Origin of the sequence: Natrialba chahannaoensis JCM 10990, assembly GCF_000337135.1 — an archaeon.
In the GTDB taxonomy this organism is placed as follows: Archaea; Halobacteriota; Halobacteria; order Halobacteriales; family Natrialbaceae; genus Natrialba; species Natrialba chahannaoensis.
In genome coordinates this window covers 137566-155762 of sequence record NZ_AOIN01000092.1, presented here as the reverse complement: position 1 = coordinate 155762, position 18197 = coordinate 137566, and the positions used below count along the sequence as shown (strand labels likewise).

Below are 18197 nucleotides of genomic sequence, written 5' to 3'. Positions count from 1 at the left end.
TCGCCGGGTGCGGAGACGTCTGGTTTGACCCACTCGTCGGGCCATGCTGGGTCAGGGTTGTCCCAGTTGTCGGCGGCGATAGTGTTGCCGCTGGAGAAGTCAGCGATCTCTCCGGCTTCGTTCGAGGCACCGATGCTGAACGAGTCGTAGGTGTTCGCTGGCGAGCCGACACAGCCCTCGCCGGAGTTACCCGAGGAGGTGACTGCGACGACGTCCATGTCGTTAGCGTTCTGGATTGCGGGAATCCAGGCGTCCTCGTAGACTGGACCGAAGAGGCCACAGCCGGCACCGAAGCTCATGCTGACTACGTCCGAGTCCATCTCTTCGACCGCGTACTCGAAGCCAGCGATGGTGTCGGAGTCTGCGCCCGAACCATCCGGCAGCACGAGACCGTGCTGGAGGTCGACGTTCGGTGCGACGCCGTAGGCGGGCGTGTCGTCGTCAGCCGGTGCGGCNTCTGCGCCCGAACCATCCGGCAGCACGAGACCGTGCTGGAGGTCGACGTTCGGTGCGACGCCGTAGGCGGGCGTGTCGTCGTCAGCCGGTGCGGCTGCGCCGACCGTGCCACCGACGTGCGTGCCGTGGTAGTGCGTGTCGTGCGGTTCCGAGTCCTCGATCGGCTCACCGTCCGGGCCGATCTCGACCCAGCCACCTGGGTAGGTCGGATCGTCNTGGTAGTGCGTGTCGTGCGGTTCCGAGTCCTCGATCGGCTCACCGTCCGGGCCGATCTCGACCCAGCCACCTGGGTAGGTCGGATCGTCCGGGTCCTCGGTGTAGAGGTCCAGATCCTGGTGACTGACGTCGAAGCCAGTATCAAGGACAGCGACCTTCACGTCCTCACCCTGGGTGTCGAAGTCTGCCCAGGTCTCGGAGGCGTTGACCTGATCGAGACCGTACGTGTACTCATCNATCAAGGACAGCGACCTTCACGTCCTCACCCTGGGTGTCGAAGTCTGCCCAGGTCTCGGAGGCGTTGACCTGATCGAGACCGTACGTGTACTCATCGTCGTCAGATTCGAGGGCAGGCTCGACGGATGGCTCCGGTTCTGGGACTTCATAGTCGGGTCGGAGCTCGACCGACTGGACGCCCTCGATCGAGGCGAGTTCGGCCGTGTCGACTTCCGACGCGTCGACTTCGGCGCGAATTGCGTTCGTGATCCAGTAGTCGTTGATCACGTCCACGTTCGCCATGGTGTCGAGCGACGCCGTAACGGACGCCTGCGACATCTCGGCATGCTCCTGGAGTTGTGCGATCGCGCGTTCGCGATCGGCACTCAGGTCGCCCTCGTACTGATCAAGGACGACATACACTTGTTCGGTTCCGGTCGCCTCCTCAAGTGCGGGGTCGATCGTTGCTGGAGTCTCATCGTCGACTGCTTGCGTGTCGATTCCGTCAGCTGCGGCTGCACCTCCTGCCAGCCCGGTGCCAGCGATCGCGACGAGCGAAAGCACCATGAGGGCGGTGAGCAAGACGGCAGTCAGTTGTTCCCGTGTGTTTGTCATTAGGTAGTTGTCTTTGATTGTATTTATTTCACCGTTCACACAGCGTGTGTGGCACCGTTCCACCAATATACATACGATATCTAGTATTTCACATATGCTGAATACATAATACTACAATAACGATATTGGTGATATAATTATCGGATATTTCTAGTTACTATCCTTGGTGGAAAAATCAACCACCGTGACTGTTGTGACTGTGATTGGAGGGAATTAACTGCCGATGGACTGTTATACAGCTCGGAGATGGTGATGAAAGAGGGGGCGGGAGAAACGGTGGTCAGCTGATCGGAGCAGCGGAGACGGAATCGGACACCACCGAAGGGAACAGGTACTGATCGGTCTCACACTCGTCTGCGAATGTGTCTCTCTCCCGAACCAAAGGCTAAAGAGCGAAACGACCGAACATTCTGTCAATGACTATCGTTCGTCTCTTGCGGAGGGATCTCTCGTGGGCGTCGAAATAAAAGAACGCAGGGTTACTGACGCGGAGTTCGAGGAGATGAAGCAGTTCGTCTTCGAGTATCTTGCTGCTAGCGTCGAGAAAGAAGAGGAGGGTGGCCGGATGCGTTGGTACCCATGGCACTCTGCCGAGTACCGACACAACCACATCCTCAACGTGGTCGACCTCGCGACCGAAATCGCCCAGAAAGAGGGCGCGGATGTCGACGTCACCCGCGTCGCCGCCCTCTTTCACGATGTGGCGAAACTCGAAACCGACCAGGAACTCCACGCCGAAGCCGGTGCCCGCGTTGCCCGTGAGTATCTAGAATCGCGCGGTGAGTACCCCGAATCGTTCATCCAACAGGTGTGTCGCGCCGTCGAACAACACTCCTACCAGGGCGACCTGAGCGACGTGGCACTCGAGACGCAGTGTCTGATCGAGGCCGATCTGCTCGATAAGGTCGGTGCGAACGGCACGGCCCTGATGTTGTTGCGGATGGGCTACGAAGCTCGAACGCACATGGACTCAGACGAGATGGTCGACCGAGTCCTCGAGCGCGGCTACAGTGCGGCCGCACGCGTCGAGAGTGAGACTGCCGAAGGTATCGCTCACCAACGACTGAAGCGCGTAAAGTGGTTCAGCGAGTGGCTCGAAGACGAAATCGCCGGGATGGGCTAGTTGGCGCGGTGATTCGCAACTCCTCCGGCACTGTTCTGGCCGTCAGCACCTACACTCGTGTCTGATCGGTTCTAGCCGGGGTCAGCTACTACGATACTACGATCCGACTACTGGCCACTATCGGCAGTAGCCACGCGACCATGCAGCTACCACACAGCCACCGCACAGCAATCATGCAACAGCACTTGAGTACCCATGGTGACGTGATCCGAAGTACGTCAAGCAGTAGCGTCGGCGGTTACAGGAAACTCAGCGCCCCGATACCGAGAAAGAGCGCACCGAACCCCGCCAGTACGACCGCGCTGAGCGTTGCGATCGTCGGTGCAAGGGCGTCGACTCGGCGACCCGCCGCAACCAGTCCCGCAGGGTAGGCGACGATCCAGACCGCGATGCCGCTGAAGAAGCCGAGTAAGAGTGCGGGTGAGCCGGTCTGGACGACGAGGGTGCCCGCGAGGGCGGAGTCAATCGCGGGGACGTGTGCGAAGACGTCGAGGCTGCCAGGCTGGAGAAGGCCCACGCCAACGGTGAGCCAGAAGCCAATCTGGTAGGGATTGGTCAGCGAGAGGACGAACGTTTTCCGGAAGCCCTTGGCGGTGGTGGTACCGCCGTCGGTGAACGAGGTGGCGGCTCTGGCTTCCTCGATCGCGCCGACGGCGAAGTAGCACATGAGGACTCCGCCAACGAGGTAGAGTGCGGGTCTGATGGCGGGGTACTGGTCAATGACAGTGACGACGCCAGCGAGCACGAGGACGAAGAAGAGCACGTCGGCGAGCATGGCCCCGAGGCCGGCCCAGAAGCCGGCGGCCCAGCCGCGGACGACGCTCTCCTCGGCGATGATGGCGTTCATCGGTCCTGGCGGGGCTGCGAGGGCGATACCGAAGACGACGCCCGCCAAGAGCGTTCCTGCGAGAGTGAGCACGTGTAGTCATGTTCTAGTAGGGGTAGAAATGTGAAAAGGACAGCGAACTTGGTACGGCGGTCGGACAGAAAGGCAGACACCCCTGAACATGACTCAAATTCAATGTCTAATGTAGTCGCATCTAAAAAGACTCTTCTCAGCTGTCTGTAAACAGCGTGTCAATGGCGAACTACTGGCTTCTTCGGGCGGGAGAACGTGGGCGGCTCTGGGCGGAGTGGGCCGAGCGCTCACCGGCGGTCGTCACGATCGGGTGGGACATCGGGGGACCGTCAGAAGTCGATTTCAGCGACAAATCGGCGGTGAAGCGTCGAGTCTCACGCGCGTACGAAAGCGATGAGGGGGCGACAGCCGGACAACTCCGCTACTTCGTCGGTGGCCGGACGACGCACATGAGCGCGGGTGACTTCGTCGTTATTCTTGGCGATGCATCCGTCGAGGCCATTGCACAGGTTGGTGAATTGGAATACAATTCCTCGGGGCTCTCGAGTGCATCGTCGCACACCTACCAGCGGCCGATCGAATTCGTCGTAAAAAGCGCGAGTGCCGGTGGCGTCGCACTTCGATCGCTTCCGAAACGGTTCGGACGTGATGCCGATGGTCACGGAGAGGCGAGTCTGTACGATCTCACTCAGACGATACAGGAGTACCACGTGACTCGCGACGAGTTTACAGCCCTGCTCGATTGTCTGAGCGGTCGGGACGATGTCATCGTCGCACGGGACCCCGACGAACTGTTCGGATCGTCTTCGGAGCGGGAGTTCTACGTTGCACTTTCGGAACCAGTGAACTTCCTGACGGCCTACCGGCGAAACGTCTGGGGTGTTCGAAACACGGACAACCTGCGTGGAACGTGGGCTGATCTCGAGGAAGACGACATAATCTTCTTCCGCTCACACGGGAAGGGCGAGGAGGACAAAGACTGGGGACTCATCGGCTACGGTGTCGTCGGCGACTACAAGGCGACGAAATCCGAATACTGGTGGCGCGACGAACACAGCAACGAGGAAGTGGTCTACGAACACGTCTTCGGATTCAAGGAGACGTTCTGTCTGGGTGATCAGCAGGTCATCCAGAACCGGCCAGAGCACCGCAAGTCAGCGGAACAACTCACCATCGAATGCGAGGCTATTCTGCAGAATATGCTGCCTGTCGAAGCCGCCGCTGATCATCTCGACTGGGTGTCGTTCAACGATATCAATATGTGGGGGCCAAGCCAGTCGAACGGTCAGAAACTCCTCGAGAAGCTACACGCTCACGACCGCGAGCGAGAGCGTACACTTGTCGAGTCGTCGCCAACGATCGATCTCTCACAGGAGGACGTTCTCGCTGATCTACACTTCCCGGACGAACTCGCGAGGTCGATCGTCGAAGACGTCACCGCCGCACTCGACGCCGGGAAGCACGTCATCTTTACGGGGCCACCGGGGACCGGAAAAACGGAAATCGCGCAGAACGTTGGACAGGCGCTCGTAGACACGCACGATGAAGTCACCGGCTCCAAAATATCCACGGCGACAGCCGACTGGTCGACCTTCGATACTGTCGGCGGACACATGCCGTCGTCGACTGGCTCTGGCGAACTCGAATTCAGACCAGGGCTGGTGCTTCGTCGGTTCAAGCGAAACGACGAACAGCGAAACGAGGTGCTGGTCATCGACGAGATCAATCGCGCCGACATCGACAAGGCGTTCGGACAGCTGTTTACGGTCTTCTCGGGCCAGGAAGTGCAACTTCCGTTCGAACAGGACGACCGAGAGGTTCGTGTGTTGCCTGCCGAGCAGTACACCGGTGCCCGTGAACTGGCCTCGAACGAATACGTGATGCCTCGTTCCTGGCGACTGCTAGCCACGATGAACACCTACGACAAAACCTCGCTCTACGAGATGAGCTACGCGTTCATGCGCCGGTTCGCCTTCATCCGTATTCCGGTTCCGGCGCTTCCTGAAGGCGAGTCGGGTGATGCAATCGATGAACTCGAACGGCTCATGCACGCGTACGTCGGGACGTGGGGTCTCGAGTGGGACCGCAGAGAGGCGATGGCAGTTGCCCGAGTCTGGCGGACGACGAACACGACGATCGACGACCGGTCGATTGGCCCGGCAATCGTCAAAGACCTCTACCAGCACGTGAGTCGACACGCGAACGGCTCACTCTCGACGGCGCTGACGCAGGCAGTCATTAGCTACGTCTTCCCGCAACTCGAGGGCGTGCCGAAACGCGAACAGATCGTTCGGCAACTTGCGTCAGTCGGTGAGATCGATGAGGACTTGCTCGGGACTGCTGCGCGTGATATGCTTCAAGTGACGCTCACCGAGTCCGAGCCGGTATGAACAGGGACGAACTCCTCGACGAACTGTCGGAGGACATCCTCACGTACGTGATGCAGGGGGCGTTTCCCGAGCGCGAACTCGCGCAGACGATCTCGCCCTCGCAGCTAGACGAGCGATTCGAGGACTACGAACTACTGCTTGACCTGCACTTCATTCTCAAATCGGATGTCATCGAATTCGTCCAAAAACTTCCCAGACGACTCCGCAGCATCCGTACGGAGACGAGCACCGTGTCACAAACACATCGAGGGACCGTGAACGGGCACGTCAACTGGGGGCGGACGATCAAGAAGCGCCACACCCAGAACCCACGAGATGGATCACTGTTCGTCTGCGATAACCGCTCTGAGAACTACGACATCCCCGAGAACCTCGTCCTCAAGAAGTTGCTGGCGATAATTCACCGCACGCTTCGAGAGGCAGACCCACTTCTCAAGGATAACTACACCTGGGTTCAGGAGACCTGGGGCGACAACGAGCAGTTGATCGATGACCTGCAACGGGTCGTCGAGCGTAACGTCCACGTTCGCCGTATTCGGGAGCCAAAAGCCTACGAGCCAACCGAGCGCATGCTCACGACTGCGTCGCAGTCGCGCCAGGAGATTTACCGCGAGGCGGCTTCGCTGCTTCGGAGTCGGACCAACATCTTCCAGGGCGATACTGAGGAGATCCGGTCACTGCTCGACGAGACGGCGATCACGCCGGACGACGAGCACGCGCTGTTCGAACTCTACGTGCTCTTCCAATTCGTCGCAACACTAGAGCAGCTCCGAAACGAGCAAGCCCAGTTCAAGACGATCGCCTCCGATCGACAGGAAGTCGCTCGCATCGACGGGTCGAAAGAGTTCGTCCTCTACCACGACAACTCGGCACGAGACCGCAACCTTTCGTTCATCTCCGAACCGGATGCAGACCGGGAAGAACTCGGGCGCTCGGATACGGTCCAGCGAGTCGCACAGGATGTTGCCGGTGACTACCTCGGCAAGGAGTTCGAGAACCACACCGGACGGCCTGACGTGATCGTTCTCGAGATAATCTCTGAGGAGACCAATGAACACGAGTACCTCATCACCGAGGTCAAAAACAGCACGAACACCGATACGATTCGTCGCGGGATCAAAGAGACACTCGAGTACCTCGCCTTCCTACGGGTTGACGACGAGTTTGTGTTCGGAACTGACGACGACGGGTCGTATTTCGGGACTGGGTGGAACGGCCTGCTCGTCGTGCAGGATCTGGACGCACAGACGCAGCCGCTCGCTGCGCAGTCGGATAACGAGATCACGATTTTGCAGGCGTCTGAACTCGAGACAGAACTGGCGTCGGTTCTGGAGCAGATTCTCTGAGTAGGAATTAGAATTCGGGCTCCGGAAATCGTTTTACGGCTAGCCTCAGTCGTCACCGGGTTTGTACGCACCGCTCCGTCGTTCGATGGTGTAGATATCCAGCAGCTTCTCGGTGTGATTGCACTCTACCCCGAGCCGAAATTGACCGATCCGAAGTTTTGAATGTGGGACGCCGGTCAGTGGCTCGAGATAATCGTCGGGGTCACGCCACTGATCGGTTATGATTTCGTCGAGTTTGTCTACAATACGGTCCTGTGCATGCGTTTCGAGATCGTCGTATGTTCGTTTCGCGGGTCTCTGAAATTGCCACTGCCGGTCCTCGCTACTCATTCCTACTCCTCGTCACCACGAATCTCGTCTCGGCTAAACGTCTCGCTATCGCCCGTTCGCCGTGCGTGTTCGACGGCTGCGATTTCCTTCCAACTCTGTCGTGTTAGCTCCGGGTGTCGGACCGCATCCCGAAGTGCGTCGCGAATGAATTCGCTTCGGCTGTTGTATCCCTCATCCGTCCACGTGGCGTCGATATCTTCGAGAAACGTCTCGGTGAGCCGGATGTTAATATTTGTCTTGTCTGGGTCTTCCCCGTTGTTTGTATCTGTACTCGACATACGAGCGTGTTACACCCGCGTCTGTATAAGCGTTGGTACACTAAATTTAGCGTCCGAATCTCCACGACAGCCTCTGGTTGAGGCCACCCGATTCCGCTCGTGATTTTGCAGTCTCACTCAAGTCCCGTTTTTGGGCCGGTCTCCCACCGTCGATATCAGTGTCGACGGAGTAGGATGGGCGTCGTGGTGGTGGTTGTGATCGGTGGTGATGCGAAGGCGGTCCCGAATTGTGGTGGTTCCGGGGACCGGAGACTGTCGCCACACCCGAGAGTCCGGCTGACCGACGGGACTCGAGTACCCTTGCGGTGTTGGGTCTCGCAGAGGGTGGACTCGCTAGTCCCGTTGGTCGTGTGGTTGTGTGGGTCCTGTTGATCGTGCTGGCCTCGCTTGCGTCGCCGTTCCCGTCGTTTCCGTCGCTCCTCTCGCTTCCGTGCGAGCAGTCCGGGCGCGACGCGACAGCCGCAGGGCCGACGATGGCGTCGGTAGGGCCGATGGCGCTGACGGTGGTGACGGGTGTGTCACAGCGCGGGCAGGGTGTGAGTGTGTTGGGTGGATCAGTGTCGGCGTTGGTGTCGCCGTTGCTGGCGGTGGTAGTGGCGTTAGTGGTGGTGGTGTCGTCCTCGTCCGACTGCTCACACATCGGTCTCACCCACAAGCACGTTGGACACGTCGAACGAGACAGTCAGCACTGTCTGCGTTGGAGACGTAGTATGGCGATTCCGCTGTCGTGCAGGACGTTTATATCCCGGTAGAATGTGTGCAATCATGGTAACGAAGCCAGGTGGCTTAGAAGCCATGCCTCGAATGTCATCACCATCCGGGGTTTTCGTACCCTTATTGGTGCCTTCCGTTCTAATTGTTGGCCTGTGACGTCTTATATCAACTATTCAACTAGAGGGGGCAGGTGCCCACTACGTCTATCGTCGGTACAACATTCGCGAGCACTCGAGTACTGTTCGTCCGAATATAACTTCGAGACAACCTTGTGTGGAGTTTTTGCGGTCACCACCAAGCGAACCGCTGTGACTCTCTCACAGTAGTTGGGGTACCGTTTCGACAGTCCAGGGGCGAAATCAGCAACAACGGATTTGTACTAGTAGCTGTTGACTACAAAGAACGTGGAGACGAAGACGATCAGTCTTCGAGAGGACGTATACGAACAACTGGAAGCTCGGAAACGAGAGGATGAAAGCGTTAGCGACCTCGTGCTCCGCCTCCTTGAGGAAACGACTGTCAATTCGCGTGAGTGGTCTGGAGCACTCCCCGACAACGAAGCCGACGAACTCGAACAGATCGTCGAGAGCTCTCGGAGCCAGACAAGCACGGGGCTTTCCACACGACAGCGAGAAGCACTTGCCGAGCCAGCAGAGACAGACGATGAGACAACGTGATGCAACGTCCCTCATCAACTATTCCAGTAAAACCGCATATCTGCTGAAACGAGAACTAAACGGTGGTCTTTTAATTTCCCACCGATGTCGGTAACACAATGGACGTTTCCGGGAGGAAAGAAAACACACACGAAACCGACTGGGAGGATCCCACAGAATCGAGGCTATCCAGGTGGGGCGGATCTGTTCCACTACCCTTCCTGCTGGGTGTCGCAATCGTCGGTAGTTTTGCCCTCGGCGCTCTCGCTGTCGGCGGACTGTCGATTCTGGACGAGACACCACCAGATCCCGAGATAGAGTCCGTCGAAATTCTCAAGGCGGGGTGTCACGACGACGTGTCCGCATACTCGAAATCGAGCAGTGCTGGGGTGTGGGTCAGCACAATCAACGACACCTCGATAGACACCGAAGTCTCGGCCGAAATACGCCGGACCACACCGGAGGATGCGACCGTCGCGGCATACCGGGTATGGGTCGAAACGCACAATACGACGATCGAATCCGACGAGTGTCCCGGCCGAATCATCTACAGAGTGGAGTTCGACACCCCGTATCCTGATGCAGCAGATGCGATGCGGACCGAACGGTACCTCGACCACGAGTTCCGAGGCTGCGGCTATTCAACCAGTGATCCCGAGCCCGGCTGCGCCGCCTTGCACGAAGAGCGCCCGGTTCACTACTCCAACGGCACTGTCACGGAAGAGTCTCTCTGAGGCGGGTCACTTCCAGCACGAGGTTCGAACCGTGCAGCAGCGCCACCGGTACTGAACGCACTATTGGAATGACCCGGCGTATGGCTGCCTCCCGAGAACCACTGTGGTGACGCGCATTGCGTCACCCCTCGAGAAACCGATTCAGTTCACGGAACTCGGCGGGTGAGAGAATAATCTCGGTCTCAAACGCATCGAACTGCTCGAAATCGTGGTCGATCGTTACGATCGTGTTCGCTCCTTCCGCAATCGCTACCTGCGCGTAGTAGCCGTCCCAGCCATTGATATTCGCCGCGCGTGCACGCTCAAATCCGCCACGGACAACTCCCTCTGGTAACCGGTCATACCAGTGAATTCGCTTCGCGTCCAGCAAATTTTCTAACAGCCGGGAGGCTTCCGCGTTCGACCGTCCGTAGTATGTCGTGAGTACAGTGTGTGCACCGAACAGCGCAGGGTACGGGACGATAGCGTCGATTTCGCCAGCGATTGCGTCTCGAACGTACGAGAGTGCAGCTTCGCGAACTGGGGCGTCCGTGTGCGCGAGGGCAATGACGCCAACGTCAAACAGATACGGTCCACCCGCGTCACTCATCGCACTCTCGCTCCGCACCCCGGCGGACCACATCTCTGTGCTTTTTGGCCACTGGATCGACACCCTCGTCAAGTGGCGTCGTCTCGCCGTGTTCGGATGCTGTCTCCGCAACGAGTTGTTCCATCCGCTCGATAATCTGTTCGGGATTGTCCTCCGGTTCGACAATCAGGTCACCGTCCTCTTCGCGAATTTCGACCTCGCTTCCCGGCGTAATCCCAAGCCGTTCTCGCAGTTTCTGTGGGAGGACGATCCGCCCTTTCGTATCTACCGTCACCATATTCCCACCTATGGTGGGATTGTGGATAACTGTTTTGCTCAGCAGCCATACTGGCACACGACGGTCCACGCGGTCCGTGACGCAATCGTGCCGTTTCTCTATATAGTAACAACTGAAACTGTGTACACACCAATCGCGCAGCCTCCGTGCGATTGGGTGTGCACTGACGTTCAGTGGCTACTATAGCCTCCTCGTTGGTTCACTCGCTGGCAACAGGCAATGTAAACACAAATGTCGTTGCTACAATCGTGTTGATTGCACACTGAAGAATTGCAACCGTTAATCCCAGTGTAATGACGGTTGACATCGTGAGACAGGAGAGGGCAGCAACTGCTGACAGTATTCCGGACAGAATGTCTACCAGCACTACTACTGCTACCGAACCGGGGAACCGAGCGCTGAGAACAGGGTTGGTGTCCGCGATGACGTAACCATACTAAGTGACATTGATCGATTTCTCCCCAGGAATGAAACCATATCTGGTTATTCTCTCCGAAATCACACACCAGCAATTATGTAACCCGTCACCCATCCTAGAGACGACGGCTCAGCCGACGTAATACTCCGTCGCGAGCCAGTGCACACCGACCGACAGACGACACCCATGACACCAGCACCCGACTCGATCCTGTACGACAGCTACGGCCCGCACATCGGCGGCGAGTTCGTCCGCTCGGCGGGCGACGACCAGTTCACGACCACTGATCCCGCGACGGACGACCCGATCACGACGATCGATGCAGCCAGCGCCGACGACGTCGACCAGGCCGTTGCAGCCGCCTGCAAGGCAGCCACCGAATGGCGCTCGACCGCCCCAGACGAACGCGGACGGATCGCAACCCGCATCGCCAACATCATCCGTGACAATGCCGACGACCTCGCACAACTCGAGAGCTCCGATCAGGGCAAGCCACTCGCCCAGGCCCGTAGCGATGTCGAGGGTGCAGCCCGGTTTTTCGAGTACTACGCCGGCGCGGCAGACAAACTCGAGGGCAGCCAGGTTCCAACCGATGAGGACTCGCTCATCGTCACCTCGCGCGAGCCCTACGGCGTCAGCGGCCAGATCATCCCGTGGAACTTCCCGCTGAACCTGACCGCTCGCGGCGTCGCGCCAGCCATCGTCGCGGGTAACACCGTCGTCGCAAAACCCGCCCCCACAACGCCGCTTTCGGCACTCCACCTCGCCGAACTGTGCCGCGAGGCCGGTCTCCCGGACGGCGTATTCAATGTCGTCCCCGGCGGCAGCGAACCCGGCGCGGCTCTCTCCGCACACGAGGATGTCGACGCGCTCACGTTCACTGGCAGCGTCGCCACCGGCCAGGCGGTCATGGAGTCCGCTGCAAAGACCATTACACCCGTCACGCTCGAACTCGGCGGGAAGAACCCAGCCATCGTGATGCCCGATGCCGACCTCGACGAGGCCGCCTTCTGGATCGGAACGGGTATCTTCACCAACGCGGGGCAGATCTGCTCGGCAACTGACCGCGCGCTCGTCCACGAATCCGTCTACGACGAGATCGTCGACCGTCTCGTCGACCGTGCCGAGTCAACCGACCTCGGCCCCGGCGTCGACGACCCCGACATGGGCCCGCTCAATCACAAGGCCCACTACGAGTCGGTACTCGAGTACATCGACGTGGCCCGCGAGTCAGACGCGACACTCGCGGCGGGTGGCGAGTCACTCGAGGTCGACGGCTATTTCGTCGAGCCGACGATCTTCACTGATGTCGATCCACAGTCTCGGATCGCCCAGGAAGAGATCTTCGGGCCGGTGCTGACGGTGATTCCGTTCGCCGACCGCGAGGAGGCGATCGAGATCGCGAACGGCGTTGACTTCGGGCTGACTGGGGGCGTCTTCTCGAACGACGTAAAACAGGCGCTGTCGATGGCTCGCCGGGTCGAGGCTGGCAACGTCTACGTCAACGAGTGGTTCGGCGGGTCGGTCGAGACACCGTTCGGTGGGATGAAAACGAGCGGGATCGGCCGTGAGAAGGGACTCGAGGCGCTCGACTCGTACTTGCAGACGAAGACGATCACAGTGAACCTCGACGAGCGAGAGTGAGTGCTCCACCCCGACCGGCCAACCACTGAACACAAGTCCGCGCCACAGCAATCATACCTTCCACCCGCGAACGAGAGGTATGGGTTTTCATACCTTCGACCCCGAGCGCGCACCTGCACTCGAGGACGCGAGTCGCTACCGCTGGTGTTCACGCGAGGAACTGCTCTCGCTGCTCGAACCATGCGACAAACACGTCGTTGCCGATCTCGGTAGCGGAACGGGGTTCTTCGCCGACGACGTTGCCCCGTACGTCGACACGCTCTACGCGATCGACGTACAGGCCGAGATGCACGAGTTCTACCGTGAGAAGGGCCTTCCCGAGAACGTCGACACACTCCACGCGAACACCGACGACCTCCCACTTGCCGACGACAGCCTCGACGCTGCCTTCTCGGTCGATACGTACCACGAGTTCGCGAGCGACGACAGTCTATCCGAACTCGCCCGAGTGCTCAAACCCGGCGGCCGCCTCGTCACAGTCGACTGGTCTGCAACCGGGGAGCAGGCATCCGGCCCGCCGCTAACGGAGCGATTCGCCCTTGGCGATGCGGTCTCGCAGCTACAGGACGCCGGATTTTCGATCCGGCGGGCGACCGACCGCCTGGAAACCTACACGTGCGTGGCCCACGCACCTGACCGGTAGCACCATTTCACGGGTTCACACACTGCACCGCGAGTTTACACGCCACAGTTCGAACCCACGACTCTTTGCCTATCGCTGACCTATTGCCAGCTATGTACCGACGGCCACCGCTCGATGGAGCCGACGACGACTGGTCAGGGCGACAGTTCGATCCCGCACGAACGGATGGTGGGCCACAGCGATGACAGAAACGCCAACGCGCCGTGAGCTCACCGCTGGAACGGCAGGACTCGTAATGGCGACCCTCTCAGGCTGTCTCGACGGCCAGGACTCCGATGAGCCGACTGATGATGATCCTCCCGCCGCTGGCACAGATTCACCATCACTCCCAATCGACATCACGACCGCCGACGGCCCTGGCAGCGAGGCTGGAACCCTGACGATCCCCACTGACGGTGTCGTCCTCATCAACTTCACCCGACTCCACTGTCCGACCAGTGAGGGGCTCCTCGAGACGATCGGAAACGCCCGCGAGCGCTTGCTCGCCGAGAGTGACAACGAGGAGGCAGACGATGCGGACCCGGACGCAGGTGGAGACACTGACTCGAGTTCAGACGACGCCGAAAACGGAACCAACGGTGATAGCGACACCGACAGCGCTAGCGACAGCAACAGCGAGGACGGCACCGAAACTGCGTCCCAACTCGAGTACACCGTCGGCCGAGGCGAGGAACTCACTGTCATCTCAGTCGTCAGTGGTGTGTCAGGGGCAACACCGACTGAGGCGGAACTCGGCGAGTGGTGGGCCGAACACGACGGCAACTGGACGGTCGGCATCGATGCGGACGGAGCACTCTTTGACTACTACGATGTTCGGAGCGCCCCAGCCACCCGAATCATCGACAGCGCGGGCGAGGCTCAGTGGGAGAACAACGGTGGGACAGCGACTGGGAGCTACGTGAGCGCAGCACGATCGGCACTCGAGGCGGACGAGTAATGCTGGCAAGGCCGGGCCAGCTGGTGGAGGGCTGGCAGGGCCGAATTCAGTACAGAGAACGGTGCTTTCGAAGACGACATCACGGACCAGACACGCCAGAACGATTGCAAGCCGGAATTCGTCGCCCAAACCAGTGCACCCATTTTCCTGGAACCCGTACTGTCGCCTATGATGACCCGGCGGTCCGCCGCGCTGGGATACGCTCACTCCCCGCACCGATTCAGTCGTCCCTCTCGAGTCGGCTCGATCTCGAACTCGCCATCGAACTCACAAGCTCTGGAGGTGAGAACGAATGCGCCGGCGTGATCTCATCGCAGGCGTCGGCAGTCTCGGCATCCTCGCCGGCGCTGTCGGCGTTCTCTGGCGCGGCCTTCCTGTCAGAGACGAACCGCCAGCGGCGGATTCGAGCGGTGACACAGATTCCGACGACAGCGGCGGCCCGATCGTACTCGAGACAATTGACGCGACTGGCAGCGAGGAGGGAACACTCGAGGTGCCAAACGATGGCGTCACCGTCGCGATGTTCTTCGCGCCGAGCTGTGGCAACTGTCAGGCGTTAATGCCGAACCTTCGGGAGGCGAGCGATCAGCTGCACGAAGAGTACGGCGACGACGTTACCGTCGTTTCGATCACCTCGAACCGATCGGAAGACGAGTTACGCGAGTGGTGGGACGAACACGACGGCAACTGGTACCTCGGCCACGACCCGGGACGGACACTCGGCGTGACCTACCGGGTGGCCGGCTATCCGGTGATCATCGTCATCGACGAGAACGGGGAGAAACACTGGCACAAGAACGGTGTCCTTGGCGCGAGGCGGATCTACTACGGCGCTGCACCGGTGCTCGACGAGTACCAAGAGCGGACACAGGCGGCCGATGGTGCTGACGATGCCGAAGAGGAGCCGTCAGGGACGGATTCGGAGGTGGAGGAGTCGGACGGCGAGGAATCGGACAGCGAGGATAGTGAAGATGAGACCACAGACGAGGTCGATGAGAGCGAGGATAGTCTGGAAAATGAAGAGACCGACGGTGTCGAGGGAAAAGAAACAGACGACTAGCGCGGCCGCAGGCAACCGGCCACTTACGCGCTCGCCTGCCAGTTTCTGATTCGGTCTGCGCTGACGCCGTCGACGTCTTCGGCGATCGAATCGGGATCGGCATCGGTCAGGTCGTCGAGACTCTCAATACCCGCTGCTGCGAGTTTCTCGACTGTTTTCGCACCGACGCCGTCAAGCGACTCGAGATCGGAGCCGCTCTCGCTCTCGCGTGCCTGGAACTCCTGGTAGTTACAGATCGGACAGCCGAGTTCCCACGGTTCGTCGCCACTGTGGATAACCAGTTCGGGCAGGTCGTGCTCGCCACAGTACTCCTCGGTGACCTCGATCTCGCCGCGGCGGGGCAGCGGCAGCGAGTACTCACAGTCGGGGTAACGCGTACAGCCGACGAGTCGAGAGCCACTCTGGAGTGTCTTGACAGCGAGTTCGCCGCCGTGTTCGTCCCCGCATTCTGGGCAGTCGCCGAGCACCGGCCCCTCGCCAGCGTCTTCGGCCTTACACAGTGGGCAGCCGTGAACGAACGTCTGCCGGCCGGCGAGCATCTTGACCTCGTTCAGGCCGTGGTCTGCACACTCCTCGTCGAGGATGAGCGGCTTCCCCGTCGAGGGCAGCGGTAGCGTGTTCTCACAGTCGGGATAGCCGTCACAGCCGATGAAGTACGAGCCGTGGCGACTCCGGCGGACGAGAAGGTCCTCCCCACACTCCGGACACGGACCAAGTCGCTTGTCGTCCTTGAGCGACTTCCGGAGGTGGTCACCGATCTCGTCGCGCGAGTCCGCAAGATTCGCGAAGATTTCCGCGAGCATCTCGCGGGACTCGTCGGTCACGTCCTCGAGTCCGGCCTCGCCCGAAGCGATGGCGTCCATGTCCTGTTCGAGCTGAGCCGTCATGTCCTCCGAGACGACGCGGTCGGCGTAGTTCTCGGCGGCCTCGACGACGGCCATCGCGAGCTTGGTCGGCCGCGGCGGATCGCTCTCGATGTAGCCCCGGTCGTAGAGCTTCTGAATCGTCTCGTGGCGAGTCGACTTCGTCCCGATGCCCATGTCCTCCATGGTCTCGATGAGCCGCGACTGGCCGTACCGTCGGGGTGGCTGGGTCTGTTTGTCCTCGAGTTCGACGTCCGTGATCGTGATCTCCTCGCCTTCCGAGACGTCGGGGACGTAGTTCTCCGTGGTGCTGAAGTACGGGTAGACGTCGTGGTAGCCAGCTTTGTCGAGGCGCTTGCCGTTTGCCTTGAGCCGGTGGGCTGCGACCTCGGCGACGACCTTGAGGTGCTCCCAGATGGCGGCTTCGGCAACCGTCGCGTAGAATCGACGGACGACGAGTTCGAAGACCTCCCACTCGTCGTCGCTCACGTCGCCGCGGGAGGGAATCTCGCCGGTCGGATGAATTGGCGGGTGGTCGGTCGTCTCCTCGTCACCTTCTGTGGGTTCGATCTCGTCGGCCTCGAGGAGCGACTCGGCAGACTCGCCGAGCGTCGGGTGGCCGACGAAGTCGTCGAGCAGTTCCTCGGGGTCGAGATCGTCTGGGTAGACGGTGTTGTCCGTTCGCGGGTACGTGATGTAGCCCGCAGTGTAGAGGTCCTCCGCGATGGACATGGCGCGTTTCGCGGAGTAGCCGAGCGCACTGGCCGCCCGGATGAACTGGGTCGTGTTGAACGGCGCGGGCGGCGAGTCGGTTCGGGTGCGCCGGTTGACGTCGACCACGGTCGCCGTGTCGCGCTGGGAGAGCGTCTCGAAGACGTCCTCGGCGACGGCTTCCTCCCAGACGCGCTCGGCCTCGTTACCGTCCTCGTCGCGGTAGAAGTACTGGGCCTCGAACGCTTCCTCACCCTTGGCTACGTCAGCCACAAGCTCCCAGTAGTCCTCCGGATCGAACGCCTCAATCTCGCGCTCGCGGTCAACCATCAGCTTGAGCGTCGGCGACTGCACACGGCCAACCGAGATGAAGTCGTTTCCAAGCTGGCCCGCAGAGAGCGAGAGGAAACGCGTGAGTGCAGCCCCCCAGACAAGGTCGATGATCTGACGCGCTTCGCCCGCCGCGGCCAGGTCGAAGTCGAGTTCGTCTGGCTCGTCGAACGCGTCCTGCACCTCGTTCTCCGTAATCGAGGAGAACCGAACGCGGTGGATTGGCACCTCTTCGTCGACCTCGCGGACGATGTCGTAGGCCTCCTTCCCGATGAGTTCACCCTCCCGGTCGTAGTCAGTCGCGATAGTGACGCGGGTCGCCTTCCGCGAGAGGATGCGGAGCGTGGCGACGATGTTCTCCTTCGTCGCCGTCTTCTCGATGCTCGCATCGATGAGTTCCACGGGTTCGACGTCCCGCCAGTCCGAGTATTCGGACGGGAAGTCGACGCCGACGACGTGGCCCGAGAGGCCCACGCAGCGCTTGCCGCCCCACTCGTAGACGTTGACGCCGTTTTCGCGGCTCGAATCGTACGTTCCGCCAGAGAGGATATCCGCAATCCGCCGCGCGGCGTTGTCCTTCTCCGTAATAATCAGCTCCACCGCCGATCACCCCCTCGATCAGGCGCGGTGTACTCGAGTCCGACTGGTCGAGTCTCGGTCATACTCGCTGGCTACGACTGAGGATTTGATAACGCTTTCGCCAAAATCGGCAGACTGCGCGGGTGTGCGTGCGATACGCGGGCGATGCGCTCGCGTGCGCGTAGGTCTGTCTCTTATACACATCTCTGATGG

Annotated in this window: 15 protein-coding genes and 1 pseudogene; 9 read left to right on the top strand and 7 right to left on the bottom strand. The window is 60.2% G+C overall.

Annotated elements, in window-relative coordinates; all coding sequences use genetic code 11:
• Positions 1 to 1503, bottom strand: a pseudogene (locus C482_RS22905) (S8 family serine peptidase); the annotation flags it as partial.
• Between the two features lie 451 nt (positions 1504 to 1954).
• Here C482_RS22905 and C482_RS17335 point away from each other — a divergent pair.
• Positions 1955 to 2626 carry an HD domain-containing protein gene (locus C482_RS17335; protein WP_006169086.1) on the top strand — a complete coding sequence of 224 codons (672 nt, stop codon included), beginning with the start codon at positions 1955 to 1957 and terminating at the stop codon, positions 2624 to 2626.
• A gap of 238 nt (positions 2627 to 2864) precedes the next feature.
• Here the strand turns inward: C482_RS17335 and C482_RS17330 are convergent, their stop codons facing one another.
• Positions 2865 to 3545: a LysE family translocator gene (locus C482_RS17330; protein ID WP_006169085.1), complete on the bottom strand. Its 681-nt coding sequence runs from the start codon at positions 3543 to 3545 to the stop codon at positions 2865 to 2867.
• A 161-nt stretch (positions 3546 to 3706) separates the two neighbouring features.
• Between C482_RS17330 and C482_RS17325 the strand changes: the two genes are divergently transcribed.
• Both C482_RS17325 and C482_RS17320 read left to right on the top strand, forming a co-directional pair.
• Complete coding sequence (locus C482_RS17325; RefSeq protein WP_006169084.1) at positions 3707 to 5875, top strand: AAA family ATPase; 2169 nt, start codon at positions 3707 to 3709, stop codon at positions 5873 to 5875.
• A complete protein-coding gene (locus C482_RS17320) occupies positions 5872 to 7221 on the top strand; it encodes a hypothetical protein (RefSeq protein ID WP_006169083.1) in 1350 nt (449 codons plus the stop codon). Before C482_RS17325 ends, C482_RS17320 begins: the two co-directional genes overlap by 4 nt.
• A gap of 45 nt (positions 7222 to 7266) precedes the next feature.
• On the opposite strand, the gene C482_RS17315 is transcribed toward C482_RS17320, so the two are convergent.
• Both C482_RS17315 and C482_RS17310 read right to left on the bottom strand, forming a co-directional pair.
• Complete coding sequence (locus C482_RS17315; RefSeq protein ID WP_006169082.1) at positions 7267 to 7551, bottom strand: type II toxin-antitoxin system RelE family toxin; 285 nt, start codon at positions 7549 to 7551, stop codon at positions 7267 to 7269.
• Between the two features lie 2 nt (positions 7552 to 7553).
• Entirely contained in the window at positions 7554 to 7829 is a 276-nt protein-coding gene (locus C482_RS17310) for a ribbon-helix-helix domain-containing protein (protein ID WP_006169081.1), read from the bottom strand.
• A 1118-nt stretch (positions 7830 to 8947) separates the two neighbouring features.
• On the opposite strand from C482_RS17310, the gene C482_RS17305 reads away from it, so the two are divergent.
• Both C482_RS17305 and C482_RS17300 read left to right on the top strand, forming a co-directional pair.
• On the top strand, positions 8948 to 9220 hold the full coding sequence (locus C482_RS17305) for an antitoxin VapB family protein (protein WP_006169080.1): 273 nt from the start codon (positions 8948 to 8950) through the stop codon (positions 9218 to 9220).
• 98 nt (positions 9221 to 9318) lie between these two features.
• Positions 9319 to 9933, top strand: a complete 615-nt coding sequence (locus C482_RS17300) for a hypothetical protein (protein WP_006169079.1) — start codon at positions 9319 to 9321, stop codon at positions 9931 to 9933.
• Between the two features lie 121 nt (positions 9934 to 10054).
• Here the strand turns inward: C482_RS17300 and C482_RS17295 are convergent, their stop codons facing one another.
• Positions 10055 to 10522 carry a type II toxin-antitoxin system VapC family toxin gene (locus C482_RS17295; RefSeq protein ID WP_006169078.1) on the bottom strand — a complete coding sequence of 156 codons (468 nt, stop codon included), beginning with the start codon at positions 10520 to 10522 and terminating at the stop codon, positions 10055 to 10057.
• Positions 10515 to 10799, bottom strand: a complete 285-nt coding sequence (locus tag C482_RS20705; protein WP_006169077.1) for an AbrB/MazE/SpoVT family DNA-binding domain-containing protein — start codon at positions 10797 to 10799, stop codon at positions 10515 to 10517. Before C482_RS20705 ends, C482_RS17295 begins: the two co-directional genes overlap by 8 nt.
• A 604-nt stretch (positions 10800 to 11403) precedes the next feature.
• Between C482_RS20705 and C482_RS17290 the strand changes: the two genes are divergently transcribed.
• From C482_RS17290 to C482_RS17275, 4 genes are all read left to right on the top strand, one after another.
• Positions 11404 to 12861 carry an aldehyde dehydrogenase family protein gene (locus tag C482_RS17290; RefSeq protein ID WP_006169076.1) on the top strand — a complete coding sequence of 486 codons (1458 nt, stop codon included), beginning with the start codon at positions 11404 to 11406 and terminating at the stop codon, positions 12859 to 12861.
• Between the two features lie 79 nt (positions 12862 to 12940).
• Positions 12941 to 13504, top strand: a complete 564-nt coding sequence (locus tag C482_RS17285) for a class I SAM-dependent methyltransferase (protein WP_006169075.1) — start codon at positions 12941 to 12943, stop codon at positions 13502 to 13504.
• Between the two features lie 181 nt (positions 13505 to 13685).
• Complete coding sequence (locus tag C482_RS17280; protein ID WP_006169074.1) at positions 13686 to 14441, top strand: thioredoxin domain-containing protein; 756 nt, start codon at positions 13686 to 13688, stop codon at positions 14439 to 14441.
• A gap of 292 nt (positions 14442 to 14733) precedes the next feature.
• The gene (locus C482_RS17275) at positions 14734 to 15501 is read left to right on the top strand and encodes a TlpA family protein disulfide reductase (RefSeq protein ID WP_006169073.1); all 768 of its coding nucleotides are present in this window, start codon (positions 14734 to 14736) and stop codon (positions 15499 to 15501) included.
• A 23-nt stretch (positions 15502 to 15524) separates the two neighbouring features.
• On the opposite strand, the gene C482_RS17270 is transcribed toward C482_RS17275, so the two are convergent.
• Complete coding sequence (locus C482_RS17270; RefSeq protein WP_006169072.1) at positions 15525 to 18005, bottom strand: DNA topoisomerase I; 2481 nt, start codon at positions 18003 to 18005, stop codon at positions 15525 to 15527.
• Positions 18006 to 18197 lie beyond the last annotated feature (192 nt).

What these genes read in the sequence shown, in the direction of transcription:
- C482_RS17290 (WP_006169076.1), top strand. Translation starts at nt 11,404, where the DNA reads ATGACACCAGCACCCGACTCGATCCTGTACGACAGCTACGGCCCGCAC.
- C482_RS20705 (WP_006169077.1), bottom strand. Translation starts at nt 10,799, where the DNA reads ATGGTGACGGTAGATACGAAAGGGCGGATCGTCCTCCCACAGAAACTG.
- C482_RS17325 (WP_006169084.1), top strand. Translation starts at nt 3,707, where the DNA reads ATGGCGAACTACTGGCTTCTTCGGGCGGGAGAACGTGGGCGGCTCTGG.
- C482_RS17280 (WP_006169074.1), top strand. Translation starts at nt 13,686, where the DNA reads ATGACAGAAACGCCAACGCGCCGTGAGCTCACCGCTGGAACGGCAGGA.
- C482_RS17275 (WP_006169073.1), top strand. Translation starts at nt 14,734, where the DNA reads ATGCGCCGGCGTGATCTCATCGCAGGCGTCGGCAGTCTCGGCATCCTC.
- C482_RS17295 (WP_006169078.1), bottom strand. Translation starts at nt 10,522, where the DNA reads ATGAGTGACGCGGGTGGACCGTATCTGTTTGACGTTGGCGTCATTGCC.
- C482_RS17310 (WP_006169081.1), bottom strand. Translation starts at nt 7,829, where the DNA reads ATGTCGAGTACAGATACAAACAACGGGGAAGACCCAGACAAGACAAAT.
- C482_RS17320 (WP_006169083.1), top strand. Translation starts at nt 5,872, where the DNA reads ATGAACAGGGACGAACTCCTCGACGAACTGTCGGAGGACATCCTCACG.
- C482_RS17285 (WP_006169075.1), top strand. Translation starts at nt 12,941, where the DNA reads ATGGGTTTTCATACCTTCGACCCCGAGCGCGCACCTGCACTCGAGGAC.
- C482_RS17315 (WP_006169082.1), bottom strand. Translation starts at nt 7,551, where the DNA reads ATGAGTAGCGAGGACCGGCAGTGGCAATTTCAGAGACCCGCGAAACGA.
- C482_RS17300 (WP_006169079.1), top strand. Translation starts at nt 9,319, where the DNA reads ATGGACGTTTCCGGGAGGAAAGAAAACACACACGAAACCGACTGGGAG.